Origin of the sequence: Kutzneria sp. NPDC052558 (assembly GCF_044547355.1) — a bacterium.
In the GTDB taxonomy this organism is placed as follows: Bacteria; Actinomycetota; Actinomycetes; order Mycobacteriales; family Pseudonocardiaceae; genus Kutzneria.
The window spans coordinates 16,439-30,619 of the sequence record NZ_JBIUAG010000015.1; the positions used below are offsets into that span (position 1 = coordinate 16,439).

Below are 14,181 nucleotides of genomic sequence, written 5' to 3' on the forward strand. Positions count from 1 at the left end.
TGAAGGGCCCCTTCCTCACGTTGAACGTGAGGAAGGGGCCCTTCATGACATCAGGTCACCGGGTCGGGGGCGTCGAAGCGCTCGCGGAGCCGATCGGCCAGGCTGGTCTGCCCGAAGGCGTCGAGCGTTTTCGCGAGCTCGTTGCCGAGCAGAGCCCGGCTCCATTCGTCGAGCGGGGCGAACAGGACGTCGGCCGCCGCGAGGAACTGTTCCTCCGGCGACACCCCTGCTTGTGGCTTGGCCCGGCCGTGCACGGTGTCGCTGAGCCGGGTGAGCGGTTCGATCATGTCCACGGCCTGCGCCACCTGCTGCTTGTTGTGGGACACCCACCAGGCCAGGGCCTGCTGCGGGTCCCGCAGCATCTCGGCGACGAAGTCGCGCTCCTGTCGCTCGACCTCCTTCTTGTGTCGCCAGTCGAGCAGTTCTCGATCCAGATCCAGTTTTCGCCGCACAGCCTGTAGATCGGCGTCGGTCACCGCGACCGCGACCCCATCCGCCCACACCCGCAACTGGCCGTTCAGCTCGAGTTGGTAGCCGCCGAGCACGGCCGCGAGGTGGTTCTGCACGTCGTCTCGATGGGTCAATTCGGCGTTGGCCGCCACGTCCGAGGCACGCTGGAGCACGGAGTGCCGTGCGACGTCGTAGACGCTGGGATGTGGCTCGGCGCCGCGCCGGTTCTGCTGGGAGAACACGCGGCATGAGAACCGGAAGTTGAAGCCCGCGCTGGCGCTGGGCAGTGCGACGTCATGCACCTGGATCACCATCGGTGGCGGCAGTTCACGCGGCGCGAAGAGTGCTTCGATCAGATCCCGCAGCATGCGGTCACCCCCGTCCACCGGGCGCGGTCCGCGCCAGGCCCAGCACCGATTCGATCTTCACGTCGAGGAGTCGGCCCACGTGCTCCCGCTCGGGTCGGTCCTCGGCGATCCAGGCGGCCGTGACGGCGCGCAGCCAGCCCAACGCGGATGTTCTGCGGTCACACGCCTGAACCAGCAGTTCCAGCAAGGAATCGTCCGAAGTGGACAACCAGGTTCGGAGAGCCGTGACGCTGTCCGGCCGGCCGAGAGCTCCACGCCAGGCGGTGAGCAACAGATCGGGGTCCTGAGGTTCGGCCAGATCGATGAGTCGACCGAACACAGCAGCGTCCCGCCCGGGGGCGTTGTCCCTCAGCCGTGCGACCACCCGGCCCAGCAGCCATTTCCGCTCCCGTGTGCCGGTGGCCATTCGTAGCAGCGCCTCGACGGCCGCTGCCCCGACAGTGTCGTCTTGATGGGCCGTGAGGTGGTGCAGACGGATCATCGCCGGCACCGGATAGGCCAATCCCAGGACGTTCTCGCACACCGAGATCAGCACAGCGGCCAACCGTGGTGGCACTTTGGGGTCACGCGCCCACGTGTAGACCTGACGGCGGAACCGCCAGCCGTGCTGCGAATCCAGGACGGCTTCGCCCAGCGCCTGCACCGCCAGTGCGCTGATCCGGGCAGACCCGGACGACCACTGCTTGACCGTGAACAGCACCTCGGGCACGCTTCCGTGCCTTATGGCGACGCTGGTGAATCGTGCGGCTACGGTGGCGCGGTCGTCGTCCGTCATGACTGTCCTGGCCAACTTGGGCACGCGTTCGATCCATCGGGTCAGCGTCGAGCGCAGCCCGGGGAACTCGCGCCAGGTGTGCCACAACACGGCCTCACTGTGATGGTGACGGGCGAATCGAACCCGGCCGGCGGCCAATTTCGCGTCGACCTCGGACAGCCTTGCCGTCAAACCGGGACGCGCGAGCGGATGATCCTCGGGCTCGGGAAACGCCAACAGGTTCAACAGTGCCCGGTCGGCCTCGAACACGGCGTCGGCCGGGCCGCCGTCGAGCAGAGCGACCGACACCAACAGGCTTCGCCACGTCGCCTCTGGATGCTTCTCGAACAACTCCGTCAGCTCGTGCAGTTGTTCTTTCAGCTCATCCAGTGCCCTGGGCAATGCCTCCGACCACGGCGCCGGTTCGGCCATCACGTTCGCGACGAGTTCGGCCAGTTCGGTGAGTTCACCGGCATTGGTGGCGTTGAACATCGTCATCAAGGCGGGACTGGGCGGTCCCGGAACGATATCGTCCTGGCCGAGGTTGCGCTCGAAGATCCGCTGGGCCAGTTCCGGCGTGAGCGACAGCTCCACCCGCGGCCTGTGTTCGATCGCACCCGGTAGCTGCCGCTCGTAGTCCGGCAGCACCACCACGAGCAGGCTGTCGGCCTCCGTGACCCTGGCCATCAGCGAGCCCAGTTCTCTCGCCACCCGAAGGAAGCTCGACATGTCCAACCCGGACAGGTCCAGCAGCAGTGACTCATTGCCTCGCACCTGCTCGACATCCAGCGTCGGCTCGTGATCGCCGCTGAGGTTGACGTCCACCAAGCCGATCTGATTGGCGCCGCCGACCCTGTGAAGCAGCACGGCCGCAGCGGTGCTGCGGCCGGTGCCGGGTCTTCCGGCCAGCAGCACCGACTTCCGGTCCAGCAGTACCGCCTGAGCCTGGGTGAAACCCACTGGTTCCACGAAGAGGGCGGACATCTCGGAAAGATGACGCTGGGTGAACCAGTGCCTGGCCCCAGCCCGCTTCGCTGCCTGCTGGCCGGCCAGCTGGAGCAGGAAGATCGTGTCCGCGGTGATCTTCCCGATCGTGTTGACCGTGCCGCTGTTGTTGCCGACGACCGCGCCGTGATTCCGATCGACTTCGCCGATTTCGATCGACTCGGTCATCGCCGGCCGCCGGTCTGGATGTCACCGCTGTTGTTGCCCACGACCGCGCCACGGTTGCGGCTGACCTTGCCGATCTTCACCGACGCCGGCGTAGGCGTCGCCTCTCGCTTGTCTGCCACTGGCATGACGCTCTGCTGCGGCGTGAAACCGTTGGCCAGCAGGTCGCCGGACGGTGTCGGCACGTGCAGAAAGGCCGTGCCCTGGTACGACTTCACCTCAACCGGCGCCGGGACGAAGCTGTCGGTGTCGAGCTGGCAGTAGCCGCCCACGACAATGTCCTCGTACACGCGGGCCGAGATGATCGCGGCCACCAGCGTCACCTCGGGATTGGACCGGGTGAGCAGCTCGCAGACCGGCTTCGCGTCGAGCAGACGGTGCACCTCGATCCGCGCCGCCCCCTGGCCGTCACGGATCGAGGGGCCTGCCTTGTCGGTCAGCGGACCGACGGTCATGCTCACCCGCATCCGCTGCGGACGGGTGCCGGTCCGCTTGGCGCGGTCGGCCAATTCCGCTTGCAGCGTGGCGGGAAACAGATCGATCAGGGTGGGCAGCGCCCGCGGACGGAAGCACATCGCCTGGCCGTCCCCGGTGTGGTCGACGAACTTCGCCTCGGCGTGCAGGTAGCCGTGTCCCATGCGCTGGAACGTGTCGCGCAGCAGCACGGGGATGTCCGCGCCGATCCGACCCTGGTCGGCGGCGGGATTGCCGCTGAAGTCCGTCAGATCGACGACGAGCATCGCACGGTAGGGCGGCAGGGCGTTGGGGGATTTGGCTGGCATGTGTCGGGCCTCCTCGACTGGTGTTGCCGTCGACTCTTCGCCGGACGGCCGGAGGCCGATGTCCACGCGTGGACATCTGAAAAGTGACTCAGGTCACAGTTGAGGTGTGGTGGAGCAGCCCGTCCCGATCGAGCACGGTCAGCCGTCGCTCGGGACTGAGCACGCCTTCGGCCCGAAGAACGGACACCACGTCCGCGACCTTGCTGCGTGACAGCCCGAGTGCGTCCGCGATCTCCTGCTGCGACAACGGGATCAACCTGGGATCGGCCACCTCGGGCCCGGCCAGCGCGACCAGCTCGGCCAACAACCGGGCCACCTTCTGCATCGGCCGGAAGTGCGCGAGATTCACCTGGACCGGGATGCGTTGGTTGAACTTGCTGACGATGTAGTCCATCAGTCGCGCAGCCGCCGGCAGCCGGTTGAACGTCGTCACGGGAAGCTGATGGGCGAAGCACTCATCCACAGCGACGACGGTCGCGTTGCGCCCGCAGGGATCGCTGGCGGCCATCTCACCGATCAGGTCGCCGGCCCCGCGGATGGCCAACAGCAGCCGGCTGCCGTCGGCCTCGGTGCGTAACACCTTTACCCGACCAGCCCGCAACACCAGCAGGAAACCGCCAGCATCGCCTTGCCGCACGAGCTCCTCGCCGGCGCGGAACCGGCGAGGAATGCCCGCGTCGAGCAGCTCGGACCACTGCTGCTCGTCCGACAACAACGTACGGAAGCCCCCTACTGGCACATCCTGTTTCTCTACACGCCGTCCGGCGTGAGCACCAGGCGGATGGGGTCGTTGACCTTCTCGGCGAGTTGGCGGACGGCCTCGGCGGCGTCGTCGAACTTGAGGCGGCCGCTGATAGAGGCGGAGAAGTCCAGGCGGCCGTGGCCGGCAAGCTTGATGAGCTCCTCCAGGTGCACGGGCAGGCCGCCGTAGTGGCCGAGGATGCGGTGGCGGCCGGCGCTGAAGGCGGTGTCGTTGGGGATGCTCAGGGCCTGCCCGGACAGGCCGACGAGCACGAGGGAGCCTTCACGGGCCAGCACGCTGTCGGCCTGGGTGCGCACGGCGGGCACGCCGGCGAAGTCGAAGGCGTAGTCGAGGCCACGGCCGTCGGTGGCGGCGAGGACCTGCTGCCGGAAGTCGGCGGACAAAGGGTCGAGGGCGATGTCGGCGCCGAACTTGAGGGCGCGCTCGCGGGCACTGGGCAGCGGGTCGACGGCGATGATGGGGGCGGCGCCGGCGAAGCGCAGCAGCTGCACGCCGTGCGCGCCGAGACCGCCGATGCCCCAGATGCCGGCGGACTGCGCGGGGCGAAGGGCGGCGGTGTGGGTGATCGCGGCGTACGGCGTGGAGACGGCGTCGGGAATGATGGCGGCCTGCTCGATGGGCAGGCTGTCGGGGATGGGGTAGACGGTCTCGAAGCGCGCGAGCGTGTAGGGAGCCCAACCGCCGTCGAACTCGATGCCACGGGTGAGCCCGTGCAGGCAGCCGGGCCGCCGCCGCACGCAGTTGGCGCACTTGCCGCAGGCCATGCCGGCCAGCAGCAGCACCCGCTGCCCCTCGGCGAACACGTCGGGCACGCCCTCGCCCAGCTCGGCGATCGTGCCGGCGACCTCGTGGCCGAGGGTGACCTTCTCCAGCTCGTTCCCGGGCAGGCGAAGCGTGCCGTCGATGAGGTGGATGTCGGACAGGCACACGCCCGCGGCCTCCACCTTCACCAGCACTTCGCCCGGTCCGGGCGTGGGCACGGGCACCTCCTCGACGGCGAATTCGAGGGTGCGGAGGTTGAGCCGTCCGGCCGGCATCGTGGCGCTCATGAGACTGGTGGGTACCGGTCCAGCTACTCTCGACGCAACACCACCGTCTAGTTGCGAGGTCGTGCGGACTGTGTTCGACACCCTTTCTGACCGGCTCTCGTCGGTGCTGGCGAACCTTCGTGGCAAGGGACGCCTCACCGACGCGGACATCGACGCCACCTGCCGGGAGATCCGGATCGCCCTGCTCGAGGCGGACGTCGCCCTGCCGGTGGTGCGCACGTTCATCGCCGGCGTCAAGGAGCGGGCCAAGGGCGCGGAGGTCTCCGGCGCGCTGAACCCGGCCCAGCAGGTCGTCAAGATCGTCAACGAGGAGCTCATCGGCATCCTCGGCGGCGAGACCCGCCGACTCAACCTGGCCAAGACGCCGCCGACCGTGATCATGCTCGCCGGCCTCCAGGGCGCCGGTAAGACCACCCTGGCCGGCAAGCTCGCGGCCTGGCTGCGCAAGCAGGGCCACACCCCGCTGCTGGTCGCCTGCGACCTCCAGCGCCCCAACGCCGTCACCCAGCTCCAGGTGGTCGGCGAGCGCGCCGGCGTGCCGGTGTTCGCGCCCGAGCCGGGCAACGGCGTCGGCGACCCGGTGCGGGTGGCCAGGGCCGGTGTGGACGAGGCCAAGCGGGCCCAGCACGACGTGGTCGTGGTGGACACCGCCGGCCGGCTGGGCATCGACGAGGAGCTGATGCGGCAGGCCGCCGACATCAAGGCCGCCGTGCAGCCCGACGAGGTGCTGTTCGTGGTCGACGCGATGATCGGCCAGGACGCGGTGACCACCGCCGAGGCCTTCCGCGACGGCGTCGGCTTCACCGGCGTGGTGCTGACCAAGCTCGACGGCGACGCCCGCGGTGGCGCCGCGCTGTCGGTGCGCGAGGTCACCGGCCAGCCGATCATGTTCGCCTCCAACGGCGAGAAGCAGGACGACTTCGACGTCTTCCACCCGGACCGGATGGCCAGCCGGATCCTGGGCATGGGCGACCTGCTCACCCTGATCGAGCAGGCCGAGCAGCACTTCGACCAGGAGAAGGCCCAGGCCACCGCGGCCAAGCTGGGCACGGGCGAGCTGACCCTGGAGGACTTCCTCGAGCAGATGCTCGCGGTCCGCAAGATGGGCCCGATCGCCAACCTGCTGGGCATGCTGCCCGGCGCCGGCCAGATGAAGGACCAGCTGGCCAATTTCGACGAGAAGAAGCTGGACCGGCTGCAGGCCATCATCCGCGGCATGACGCCGGCCGAGCGGGCCGATCCGAAGATCATCAACGGCTCGCGCCGGCTGCGCATCTCCAAGGGCTCGGGCGTCACCGTCAGCGAGGTGAACGACCTGGTCACCCGCTTCTTCGAGGCCCGCAAGATGATGAAGCAGATGGCCGGCCGGATGGGTTTCGGCGGCGGGGGCGGCGGCAGCCGCAAGGGCAAGAAGGGGAAGAAGGGCAAGGGCAACCGCGGCCCGACCCCGCCCAAGATGCGCGGCGGCTTCCCCGGGCTGCCCGGGGGCTTCCCGGCCGGCATGCCCGACCTGTCGGCCCTGCCGCCCAGCCTCCAGGAGCTGCCGCCCGGCCTGGCCGGCCTCGACCAGCTGCCGCCCGGCTTCGACCCGAAGAAGTTCAAGTTCGGCAAAGAAAAGTGAGCGGCTTTCACCTGCGTGGTGTTGTCCTGCCGGACGGCGAGGAACGTGACCTCTGGGTCGTGAACGGACGGGTGCGCACCAAGCCGGTGCCGGGGGCGCAGACCATCGTGGACGGTGGTTTCCTGCTGCCCGGCATGGTCGACGCGCACTGTCACGTCGGCCTCGGCCCGCAGGGCGGCACGAGCTTGGACGAGGCCGTGGAGCAGGCCGAGCTGGATCGGGACAACGGCACGCTGCTGATCCGCGACTGCGGCGTGCCGATCGACACCCGGCCGTTGCAGGAACGCCTCGATCTGCCCCGGATCATCCGCGCCGGCCGGCATCTGTCCCGGCCCAAGCGCTACATCCGGCACCTCGGCGTCGAGTTGGCGGACCCGTCGCTGCTGCCGGCCGCGGTGGCCGAGCAGGCGGCCTACGGCGACGGCTGGGTGAAGCTGGTCGGCGACTGGATCGACCGTGATCTCGGCGACCTGGCCCCGCTCTGGCCGGATGAGGTGCTCAAGGAGGCCATCGAGGTCGCGCACGCGGCCGGGGCCAAGGTCACCGCGCACACGTTCGGCGAGGACGCGCTGCCCGGCCTGATCAACGCCGGCATCGACTGCATCGAGCACGGCACCGGCCTGACCGACGACACCATCGCCGAGATGGCCCGCCGCGGCACCGCGCTGGTGCCGACCCTGATCAACATCGAGCTGTTCCCGTCGATCGCGGACGGCGCCGAGAAGTACCCGGCCTACGCCGCCCACATGCGTGACCTGCACGCCCGCGTGCGACACACGGTGAGCAGCGCGGTCGAGGCCGGCGTGCCGGTCTACGCCGGCACCGACGCCGGCGGCGGCATCAAGCACGGCCGGCTGGTCGACGAGGTGATCGCCCTGCACGAGGCCGGGATGAGCCGCGAGCAGGCGCTCGGCGCGTCGTCCTGGGCGGCCCGGTCCTGGCTGGGCTGGCCCGGACTGACCGAGGGATCACCCGCTGACCTGCTGGTATTCGCCGACGACCCACGAGATGATCTCCAGGTGCTGCGTGATCCGTCCATGATCATGCTGCGCGGACGGGTGGTTCGCTAGCCAGGCGGGGGAGTGCGGTGGACGAGCAGCGACAACAGCATCCGCCGACCGACCTGGCCTGGGGTCTGACCGCGTTCCTGCTCGGCTTCGGCGCCTACTACCTGGCGTCGCTGGTGATCATCGGCTTCCTGCCGGCGCCGAACGGGTCCCGCTCGGGCGTCCGCCTGGTGCTGCCGCTGGTCGCCAACCTGTTCCTGGGCCTGGTGCCGTGGTGGTTCTCCCGCCGCCGCGGCCGCGGCGTGCTGGCCGACTTCGGTTTCCTGCCCACCCGGCGGGACGTGATGGTCGGCCTGGTCTGCGGGGTGACCTCGGTCGTGGTCGGCCTGATCATCTCGATGCTGGTCGCGCAGGTCATCCCGCCGCAGGCCTCGCCGGTCACCAGCCACGTCGACGCCTGGCTGGTCGGCTACGTCGCGTTCCTGGTGATCGGCGCGCCGATCACCGAGGAGCTGCTGGTGCGCGGCGCGCTCTGGGGCGCACTGGAGCGCTACCAGGTGCCGCAGCTGACCATTCTCGTGCTCACGGCGCTGATCTTCGCCTTCCTGCACCTGGACCCGAGCCGGCTGGCGTCGCTGTTCGCGCAGGGCGTGGCCATCGGGGCGGCCCGGCTGGTCACCGGGCGGATCGGCGCCAGCATGGTGGCCCACGCCACCAACAACCTGCTGCCCGGGATCGTCACACTCGCGGCGACCTGACCGAACGTTGACTACGCTCGTCAGCCGTCGGACCGAGGAGGCCCGGTGACCCCACCCACCACACAGGTCGAGGTGCCCCCAGCGCACAGATGGGGGTTCGGCGCCTTCGTGCTCGCCGAAGTGGTGCTGATCCTGTCCGCGGTGTTCCTGGTCGCGGCCTCGGGCCAGGCCGCCGACGAGCCGCTCTCGCCGGTGCTGATCGTCGTGGCGACCGCGCTGCCCACCATGCTCGCCGCCGGCGTCGCCGTGCTGGCCACCCTGGTGCGCGGCAACGGCCCCGTGGTCGACCTGCGGCTGCGGTGGAGCTGGCCGGACGTGCGGGCCGGCCTCAAGCTCGGTCTGGCCGGCCTGGTGCTCACCGCCATCGCCGCCGCGATCTGGGCCAAGACCGTCGGCAAGCTCGACCCGACCTCGGCGCTGGCCTCGGTCGTCGACGCCCAGCCGCTGCCGCTGGCCCTGGGCATCGTGATGTTCCTCTACACCTGGCTGATCGGCCCGGCCTGCGAGGAGCTGATCTTCCGCGGCCTGCTCTGGGGCGCGATCGAGCGGCTGCAGTGGAGCCGCTGGGCCGCCCTGGTGCTGAGCACCGCGATCTTCGCCGTCAGCCACCTTGAGCCGCTGCGCACCTCGCTGCTGCTGGTCATCGCCATCCCCATCGGCTGGGCCCGGCTGGTCACCGGCCGCCTGCCGGCCAGCATCGTGGCCCACCAGATCAACAACTTCGTGCCGGCCGTCGGCATCCTGCTCATGTCCCTGGGCATCTGGCGCTGACCCGCCCCCGACCCGGGGGCGATTGGTGCCGCCACGCCCTCGTCTGGCAGAATGGACGGCTGTCCGCCATTGCCGGTCCCTCTCGCTGTGCCGTGGCGTCCTGAAACCTGAGCGCAACGATCGTGTCCCCACGCGGTCCGACGTGCTCGACCCGGAGCAACGAGAGCCTGAGGAGTACCACCACCCGTGGCCGTCAAGATCAAGCTGCAGCGGCTCGGCAAGATCCGCCAGCCCCAGTACCGGATCATTGTCGCCGACTCGCGCGCCCGCCGTAGCGGCAAGGCGATCGAGACGATCGGCAAGTACCACCCGCTGCAGGAGCCCAGCTTCATCGAGGTCGACACCGAGCGGGCGCAGTACTGGCTGGGCGTCGGCGCGCAGCCGACCGAGCCGGTGCAGCGCATCCTGGAGATCACCGGCGACTGGCAGAAGTTCAAGGGCCTGCCGGGCGCCGAGGGCACGCTCAAGCACGCCGAGCCGAAGCCGGACAAGCAGGCGCTGTTCAACGCCGCGCTGGCCGCCGCGGGCGAGGAGCCCACGACCGAGGCCACCACGCCGAAGAAGAAGGCGTCCGCCAAGAAGGCCGAGTCCAAGGACGAGGCCGCCGCTGAGGAGAAGTCCGAGGGCGGCGAGTAGTGAGCGAGCTTGCGAGCTCACCATCAAGCACAGTAGCTCGGCTCATGAGGCCGGCGAGCGTTAGCGAGGCGGTCTCATGAGTTTGCTCGCGGACGCGCTCGAGCACCTCGTCCGGGGCATCGTCGACCACCCTGACGATGTTCGGGTCAACCTGCTGACCACCCGCCGCGGTCGCACCCTCGAGGTGCACGTCCACCCGGACGACCTCGGCAAGGTGATCGGGCGGGGCGGTCGGACCGCGACCGCGCTGCGCACCGTGATGGCCGGCATCGGCGGTCGCGGCGTGCGCGTGGACGTGGTGGACACCGACCGTTGAGCAGTCCCGACGTTCGCGTCGTCGGACGGGTCGTCAAGCCGCACGGCATTCGCGGCGAACTCGTCGTGGACGTGCGCACCGACTCCCCCGAGGAGCGGTTCGCGCCGGGCGCCGTGCTGGCGACCCGTGCGCGGGATGGCGCGTCCGGAACCGTCACCATCGCAGCCGCCCGGCCTCACACCGGGCGGCTGCTGGTGACGTTCGAGGGCGTCGCCGGCCGGGACGCGGCCGAGGCCATGCGCGGCCTGCTGCTGGTCGTGGACGCCGCCGACATCGCGCCCTCCGACGATCCCGAGGAGTTCTACGACCACGAGCTGGAAGGGCTCGAGGTCGTGGACGTCCAGGGCAATCGGATCGGCGTGGTCGCCGAGGTGCTGCACACCGCGGCCAGCGACCTGCTGTCCGTGCGCCGGCCCGACGGCGGCGAGGCCCTGGTGCCGTTCGTCGCCGACATCGTGCCCACGGTGGACGTCGCCGGCGGCCGCGTGATCGTGGACCCGCCCGAGGGGCTGCTGGACGCCTGATGCGGATCGACGTTCTGACCATCTTCCCCGAGTACCTCGAACCGCTGCGGGCCGCGCTGCTGGGCAAGGCCATCGACAAGGGGCTCATCCGCGTCGACGTGCACGATCTGCGGGACTACACCCACGACGTGCACAAGGCCGTGGACGACAGCCCGTACGGCGGCGGCCCCGGCATGGTGATGAAGCCGCAGGTCTGGGGCGAGGCGCTGGACGCCGTGTGCGCGCCGGACGCCGACGGCGTGCTGCCGCGGCTGGTGGTGCCCACGCCGGCGGGCCGGCCGTTCACCCAGGAACTGGCCCGCGAGTACGCCACGCTGCCGCGCCTGGCCTTCGCCTGCGGCCGCTACGAGGGCATCGACCAGCGGGTCGTCGACGACTCGGCCGGCCGCATGCAGGTCGACGAGGTCTCCATCGGCGACTACGTGCTGGTCGGCGGCGAGGTCGCCGTGCTGGTCATGGTCGAGGCCGTGGTGCGGCTGCTGCCCGGCGTGCTGGGCAATCCGCTGTCGGCCGAGCAGGACTCGTTCTCCGACGGCCTGCTGGAGGGTCCCAGCTACACCCGGCCCGAGGTCTGGCGCGGCCTGGCCGTGCCCGAGGTGCTGCGCTCGGGCAACCACAAGCTGATCGACCGCTGGCGCCGTGACCAGGCGCTGGAGCGCACCTTCCACCGTCGGCCGGAGCTGCTCGACCGGCTGGCCGACGACCAGTTCGACAAGCACGACCGGGCGCTGCTGGACCGCCTGCGCGACCCGGACCACCCCTGACCCGAAGCCCCCGATTTGGGCCCGCCGACCCCCGTCTGGCACACTGGACAGGTTGCTGCACCCGGCTGGACGTTGAACGTGGACGTTGCCCGGCGTGCGCCAGTTGGGCCAGACCCCCAGGCAGGACCAGCACCCGGATTCCCCAGTGGAGTTCGTCCGTGCGCTTCGCGGGGGTTGTACGACAGACACCCGAAGGACGAGGACGGACCACCGATGAACACCCTGGACGCTCTGGACGCTCAGTCGCTGCGTTCCGACATCCCGGACTTCCGCCCGGGCGACACCCTGAAGGTCCACGTCCGCGTCATCGAGGGCTCCCGCGAGCGGGTCCAGGTGTTCCAGGGCGTCGTGATCCGCCGGCAGAACGGCGGCATCCGCGAGACCTTCACCGTGCGCAAGATCTCGTTCGGCGTCGGCGTCGAGCGCACCTTCCCGGTGCACTCCCCGAACATCGCCAAGATCGAGCGCGTGACCCGCGGCGACGTGCGCCGCGCGAAGCTGTACTACCTGCGCGACCTGCGCGGCAAGGCCGCCAAGATCAAGGAGAAGCGGGACGCGGTTCCGGCCAACTCCTGATCTCACCCTCGTATCGCCCCGGTGAGCACCGACGAGTCCCGGGACGAGCGCGACGACGTGCTACGGCCCTTGTCGCCATCCAACGATGGCGACAAGGGCCGTAGCCGCATCGGCTCCTTCGTCAAGGAGACGGCGATCCTGATCGGGATCGCCCTCGTGCTGACCGTCCTGATCCAGACCTTCCTGGCCAAGGTCTACGTCATCCCGTCCGGCTCGATGGAGCAGACGCTGCACGGCTGCTCGGGCTGCGTCGACGACCGCGTGCTGGTCGACAAGGTGATCTACCGGTTCCGCGACCCCTCGCCCGGCGACGTCGTGGTGTTCCGCGGCCCCGAGGCGTGGACGCACAACGACTTCACCGCCGAGCACTCCGACAATCCCGTCGTCCAGGCGGTGCAGGGCCTCGGCTCGCTGGTCGGGCTGGCCCAGGTCGACGAGCGGGACTTCGTCAAGCGGGTGATCGCGGTCGGCGGCCAGACCATCCAGTGCTGCGACCCCCAGAACCGGGTGCTGGTGGACGGCAAGCCGCTGGACGAGCCGTACATCTACTACGTCCCGGGGCAGGAGCCCAAGATGGCTCCGTTCGCGCCGGTCACGGTGCCGGCCGGCCGGTTGTTCGTGATGGGCGACAGCCGCCTGAACTCGCTGGACTCGCGGTTCCAGGGCGGCGGCGGGGTGAACGGCACCATCGGCGTGGGCGACGTGATCGGCAAGGCCCGGGTGATCGTGTTGCCGCCGGGGCGCTGGGGCTTCATCTCCGACCACGATCCGCAGGTCGCCGCCGGGGGCCTGGCGCTGCTGTGGTGGCGACGCCGGAATTGGGCGGAGTCGCTACTACCCGTGTAGGGGACCGCACGGCCTGCTGTACCGGGACCCCACCAGCGCTAGCGTAACCTGGCCCGGTGACCGACGTCGTGCCCTCGCAGAACCCGCCGAGCAATCCGGAGCCGGAGGAACCCAAGACGACTTCTTCGGAGTCCGAGCAGGCCGAGTCGGAACCACGCCTTCTCGACGGCGTCAGCACCGCGCGCACGCGCCGGCGGCGTCGTCCCGAGAAGAAGCGGTCGTTCTGGAAGGAACTGCCGATCCTGATCGTCACCGCGCTGGTGCTGACGATCCTGATCCAGACCTTCCTGGCCCGCGTCTACGTCATCCCGTCCGAGTCGATGGAGATGACCCTGATCGGCTGCGCCGGGTGCACCGACGACCGGGTGCTGGTCGACAAGCTCAGCTACGACTTCACCAGCGTGCAGCCGGGCGACGTGATCGTGTTCAAGGCGCCGGACAACTGGGACAAGAGCGAGTTCCAGTCGCAGCAGTCGGACAACCCGGTCGTGAGCACCATCGAGAACATCGGGTCGGCCATCTCCCTGTTCCCGCCCAACGAGTACGACCTGATCAAGCGGGTGATCGCGGTCGGCGGGCAGACGGTGCAGTGCTGCCAGGACAACAAGGTCGTCGTCGACGGCAAGCCGATCAACGAGTCCTACATCTACTGGCGGCCGGACTATCCGCCGACGCAGCCGTCGTTCGGGCCGGTCAAGGTGCCCGACGGCAAGCTCTGGGTGATGGGCGACAACCGCAACAACTCCGACGACTCGCGGTTCCAGGGGCACGGCGACCTGCTGGCCGGCACCGTCCCGGTGTCCAACGTGATCGGCAAGGCGCGCCTGATCGTGCTGCCGCCGACCCGGTGGGGGGCCGTGACGACCGTCAACCCGCAGGCCGAGGCGTCCGCGCTCAACGCTCCCGCCTGGCAGCAGGGGCTGCCGCTGGGCGTCGGCATGGCCGCTGCGTTCCCGACCGTCTGGGTCGGGCGGCGGGTGCGGCGCCGGCTGTTCGGACTGTTCGCCCGGGGCGACCGCTGAGGTG

Annotated in this window: 16 protein-coding genes; 11 read left to right on the forward strand and 5 right to left on the reverse strand. The window is 69.8% G+C overall.

Going from position 1 to position 14,181, the window contains the following annotated elements; all coding sequences use genetic code 11:
* Nucleotides 1-50 precede the first annotated feature (50 nt).
* The 5 genes from ACIG5F_RS26025 to ACIG5F_RS26045 form a co-directional block, all read right to left on the reverse strand.
* Nucleotides 51-818 carry a hypothetical protein gene (locus ACIG5F_RS26025; protein ID WP_396521703.1) on the reverse strand — a complete coding sequence of 256 codons (768 nt, stop codon included), beginning with the start codon at nt 816-818 and terminating at the stop codon, nt 51-53.
* 4 nt (nt 819-822) lie between these two features.
* Complete coding sequence (locus ACIG5F_RS26030) at nt 823-2,745, reverse strand: hypothetical protein (RefSeq protein WP_396521704.1); 1,923 nt, start codon at nt 2,743-2,745, stop codon at nt 823-825.
* A complete protein-coding gene (locus ACIG5F_RS26035) occupies nt 2,742-3,524 on the reverse strand; it encodes a hypothetical protein (protein ID WP_396521706.1) in 783 nt (260 codons plus the stop codon). The genes ACIG5F_RS26030 and ACIG5F_RS26035 overlap by 4 nt, the downstream gene beginning before the upstream one ends.
* Before the next feature lie 88 nt (nt 3,525-3,612).
* Nucleotides 3,613-4,236: a Crp/Fnr family transcriptional regulator gene (locus tag ACIG5F_RS26040; RefSeq protein ID WP_396521708.1), complete on the reverse strand. Its 624-nt coding sequence runs from the start codon at nt 4,234-4,236 to the stop codon at nt 3,613-3,615.
* Nucleotides 4,237-4,274: 38 nt separating this feature from the next.
* Nucleotides 4,275-5,336: a zinc-binding dehydrogenase gene (locus tag ACIG5F_RS26045; protein ID WP_396521710.1), complete on the reverse strand. Its 1,062-nt coding sequence runs from the start codon at nt 5,334-5,336 to the stop codon at nt 4,275-4,277.
* Between the two features lie 70 nt (nt 5,337-5,406).
* Here ACIG5F_RS26045 and ffh point away from each other — a divergent pair, with 70 nt between their 5' ends.
* The 11 genes from ffh (at nt 5,407) to lepB (ACIG5F_RS26100) (ending at nt 14,177) form a co-directional block, all read left to right on the forward strand.
* Complete coding sequence (gene ffh, locus ACIG5F_RS26050; protein ID WP_396522051.1) at nt 5,407-6,957, forward strand: signal recognition particle protein; 1,551 nt, start codon at nt 5,407-5,409, stop codon at nt 6,955-6,957.
* Nucleotides 6,954-8,027, forward strand: a complete 1,074-nt coding sequence (locus tag ACIG5F_RS26055) for an amidohydrolase family protein (RefSeq protein ID WP_396521712.1) — start codon at nt 6,954-6,956, stop codon at nt 8,025-8,027. The genes ffh and ACIG5F_RS26055 overlap by 4 nt, the downstream gene beginning before the upstream one ends.
* 17 nt (nt 8,028-8,044) lie before the next feature.
* Nucleotides 8,045-8,722: a lysostaphin resistance A-like protein gene (locus tag ACIG5F_RS26060; protein ID WP_396521714.1), complete on the forward strand. Its 678-nt coding sequence runs from the start codon at nt 8,045-8,047 to the stop codon at nt 8,720-8,722.
* Nucleotides 8,723-8,767: 45 nt separating this feature from the next.
* Entirely contained in the window at nt 8,768-9,493 is a 726-nt protein-coding gene (locus tag ACIG5F_RS26065) for a lysostaphin resistance A-like protein (RefSeq protein ID WP_396521716.1), read from the forward strand.
* Between the two features lie 186 nt (nt 9,494-9,679).
* Nucleotides 9,680-10,129 carry a 30S ribosomal protein S16 gene (gene rpsP, locus ACIG5F_RS26070; RefSeq protein WP_396521718.1) on the forward strand — a complete coding sequence of 150 codons (450 nt, stop codon included), beginning with the start codon at nt 9,680-9,682 and terminating at the stop codon, nt 10,127-10,129.
* A 76-nt stretch (nt 10,130-10,205) separates the two neighbouring features.
* The gene (locus ACIG5F_RS26075; protein WP_043722819.1) at nt 10,206-10,445 is read left to right on the forward strand and encodes an RNA-binding protein; all 240 of its coding nucleotides are present in this window, start codon (nt 10,206-10,208) and stop codon (nt 10,443-10,445) included.
* Entirely contained in the window at nt 10,442-10,969 is a 528-nt protein-coding gene (gene rimM, locus ACIG5F_RS26080) for a ribosome maturation factor RimM (protein WP_396521720.1), read from the forward strand. The genes ACIG5F_RS26075 and rimM overlap by 4 nt, the downstream gene beginning before the upstream one ends.
* Nucleotides 10,969-11,733 (forward strand): tRNA (guanosine(37)-N1)-methyltransferase TrmD, encoded by a 765-nt coding sequence (gene trmD / locus ACIG5F_RS26085; protein WP_396521722.1) that lies wholly within the window; start codon nt 10,969-10,971, stop codon nt 11,731-11,733. Before rimM ends, trmD begins: the two co-directional genes overlap by 1 nt.
* A gap of 213 nt (nt 11,734-11,946) precedes the next feature.
* Nucleotides 11,947-12,309, forward strand: coding sequence for a 50S ribosomal protein L19 (gene rplS / locus ACIG5F_RS26090; protein ID WP_211765748.1), 363 nt, complete (start codon nt 11,947-11,949; stop codon nt 12,307-12,309).
* Nucleotides 12,310-12,330: 21 nt separating this feature from the next.
* The gene (lepB, locus tag ACIG5F_RS26095) at nt 12,331-13,155 is read left to right on the forward strand and encodes a signal peptidase I (protein ID WP_396521725.1); all 825 of its coding nucleotides are present in this window, start codon (nt 12,331-12,333) and stop codon (nt 13,153-13,155) included.
* 56 nt (nt 13,156-13,211) lie between these two features.
* Nucleotides 13,212-14,177 (forward strand): signal peptidase I, encoded by a 966-nt coding sequence (gene lepB, locus ACIG5F_RS26100; RefSeq protein ID WP_396521727.1) that lies wholly within the window; start codon nt 13,212-13,214, stop codon nt 14,175-14,177.
* The last annotated feature ends 4 nt before the right edge of the window (nt 14,178-14,181 follow it).